General features: G+C 67.5%; 3 protein-coding genes. All 3 read right to left on the bottom strand.

Features of this window, described 5'->3' with window-relative positions; translation table 11 throughout:
• Positions 1-654, bottom strand: a 654-nt coding sequence (gene ccsA / locus ACE3S9_RS12625; protein WP_374546819.1) for a cytochrome c biogenesis protein CcsA, incomplete at its 3' end; no start/stop codon positions are given.
• Positions 651-1,136 carry a cytochrome c maturation protein CcmE gene (gene ccmE, locus ACE3S9_RS12620; RefSeq protein ID WP_374546818.1) on the bottom strand — a complete coding sequence of 162 codons (486 nt, stop codon included), beginning with the start codon at positions 1,134-1,136 and terminating at the stop codon, positions 651-653. The genes ccmE and ccsA, both read right to left, overlap by 4 nt.
• Positions 1,133-2,278, bottom strand: a complete 1,146-nt coding sequence (ccmI, locus tag ACE3S9_RS12615) for a c-type cytochrome biogenesis protein CcmI (protein WP_374546817.1) — start codon at positions 2,276-2,278, stop codon at positions 1,133-1,135. Before ccmI ends, ccmE begins: the two co-directional genes overlap by 4 nt.
• Positions 2,279-2,518 lie beyond the last annotated feature (240 nt).

Below are 2,518 nucleotides of genomic sequence, written 5' to 3'. Positions count from 1 at the left end.
CAGGAAACACCAAGCGGCCAGCGTCCACGGCCTGATGAAGCGCGCGAAGGCGGCGTCGATGCGCCCGCCGATCAGCGCCGCCGCCGCCAGCGAGAACACGATCGAGAAACCGACATAGCCGAGATAGAGCAGCGGCGGATGAATGGCGAGGCCGGGATCCTGCAGGATCGGATTGAGATCGGCCCCTTCCATCGGCGCCGGCGCCACCCGCGCGAAGGGATTGGAGGTCAGCAGGATGAACAGCAGGAAAGCCGCGCCGAGCACGCCCTGAACCGACAAAGCATCCGCCAGCAGGCGCGGCGGAATGGCGCGCGAAAAGGCCGCCATGGCGGCGCCGCTCAGCGTCAGGATGAGGACCCACAGCATCATGGAGCCCTCGTGATTGCCCCAGACGCCGGAGATTTTATAGATCAAAGGCTTGGTCGAATGGGAGTTCTCGATCACATTGGCCAGCGAGAAATCCGACACGATATGGGCATAGGTCAAAGCCGCATAGGACAAAGCGACGAAGGCGAATTGCGTCAGCGCTGCGGGCCGCGCCAGAGCCATCAGCCGCGCCTCGCGGGCGCGGGCGCCCCAGAACGGCAGCACCGTCTGCACGATCGCCATCGCGAAGGCGAGAACCAGAGCATAGTGGCCGATTTCGACGATCATGGCGCGCCTCCCGCCGCTGTTTTCGAGCCCGTGGCCGCGCCAGCGGCGCTTCCCTCCTGCCAGACGCCCTGTTTCTTCAAAGCATCGGCGACTTCGCGCGGCATATAGCGCTCGTCATGTTTGGCGAGGATGGAATCGGCCTGGAACACGCCGGCCTTGTCCAACGCGCCCTCGGCCACCACGCCCTGCCCCTCGCGGAAAAGATCGGGCACCAGCCCGGTATAGGCCACGGGCACATCGGCGTTGCCGTCGGTCACGGCGAAGGTGATGTTCTTGCCTTCGAGATGGACCAGGCTGCCGGCCTTTACCAGACCGCCAATGCGCAGGCGCTGGCCCGGGCCGACATGCTTTTCCGCCATTTCGGTCGGGCCGTAGAAAAACACCACATTGTCGCGCAGAGCGAACAGCATGAGCCCGACCGCGAGGCCGAGCACGCCGAGGGCGCCGCCGATCAGGGCGAGTCTTTTCTGCTTGCGCGTCATTGGATCTTTTGTCCCGTTTCCCGGAGCCCCAGTTCCTGAGCCAGCGCGGCGAGCTTCTGCTGCGACGCCGCGTCGCCGGACAAAGCCTTGTGCGCCTCGTCGAGGGCGGTCTGCGCCTTGTCCGGTTCATTCAACACTTTATAGGCGCGAATGAGGCGCAGCCATTCGTCGCCGCTGCCGCCCTGCGCGGCGATGCGCTGCGCCAGGCGGTCCACCATGCCGCGGATCATCTTCTGCTGCTCGTCGACGGGCTGGGCGGCGACGGCGGCCGCCGCGTCCTTCGAAGGCGCGGCGCCCTCGCCGGGCGCCGGCGCCGGTCCCTGTTCGGCCGGCGCGTCGAGCATGGCGAGCTTTTCGATGATCTCCCGCCGCCCCCTGGAATCCGGCGGCAGTTCGTCCAGCAGGGCCGTCCACAAGGCGCGGGCCTTGGCCTTGTCGCCCTGTTGCGCGGCGGCGAGGCCGAGATAGAAACGCGCGCCGGCGTTTTTCGGATCGAGCTGCAACGCGCGTTCGAGCTGCGCCACCGCTTCCGGCGGCGTAGTCCCGTCATTGGCGTAGGATAGAGCCTGGGCGTAGCGCAGCAGGCGCTCGGGCGTCTCGCCGAGCAGGACGATCGCCTTCCTGTAAGCGTTCACGGCGTCGTCATAGCGGCCCATGCGCAGATAGACCGGGGCCATCAGCTCCAGCGCGCGGCCATCGTCGGGATGGGCGGCGATATGGGCCTCCATCTTGGCGATCACGGCGGAGAAATCCTGCTCGCCGGGCGCCGCGGTCATCCGCGCCTGCAAGGGCATGTCGGGCAGTTCGGGACGGCCGATCCTGGCGTAAAGCCCGAGCGCGATGGCCGGCGCCGCGACCAGCGCCAGAGCGGCCGCGATCCGGCGCGCCTTCGGGGAATCGGCCGACGCCACCTCGCCGGAGGCGGCCGCGAGCAGGCGCCGCCCGGCCTGCGCTTTGGCGGCTTCGGCCTGATCCTTGGCCAGCCCGCCGCGCGCAAATTCCGCGTCGATCTCGGCGATCTGGGCGCGATAAAAGGCGACGTCGGCAGGATCCTCGCGCGGTTTGGGCGCCGGACGCGACAGAGGCCATAAAATGCTGAGGACGGCGGCGCCGGTCAGAAGCGCGAAAACAAGCCAGATCATGCGCGTTGCTTTATCGTTTTCCGGCCCGCATTGAAAGGGCGCCAATGTCGCAGGAAACAGCTCAGCCGCCGCGAAATTCGCGCCGATAGCGCGCCGGCGTCGCGCCCGGCGCGCGCGCAAGAACGTTCGCCGCATGGCGAAAGCGCCGGAAAAGCCGCAATCGGCGGCGTTCGTCTCCAGCCTTTTCTGCCGGCCGCTCGCCTCCTGTCGCGGCGCGCGCTAGAGTCGATTGCGATTCTA

Source organism: Rhodoblastus sp., from assembly GCF_041915505.1.
GTDB lineage: Bacteria > Pseudomonadota > Alphaproteobacteria > Rhizobiales > Beijerinckiaceae > Rhodoblastus.
Note: the sequence above shows the minus strand (reverse complement) of the source record. Positions and strands in the feature narration are given on the sequence as shown.

What these genes read in the sequence shown, in the direction of transcription:
- ccmE (WP_374546818.1), bottom strand. Translation starts at nt 1,136, where the DNA reads ATGACGCGCAAGCAGAAAAGACTCGCCCTGATCGGCGGCGCCCTCGGC.
- ccmI (WP_374546817.1), bottom strand. Translation starts at nt 2,278, where the DNA reads ATGATCTGGCTTGTTTTCGCGCTTCTGACCGGCGCCGCCGTCCTCAGC.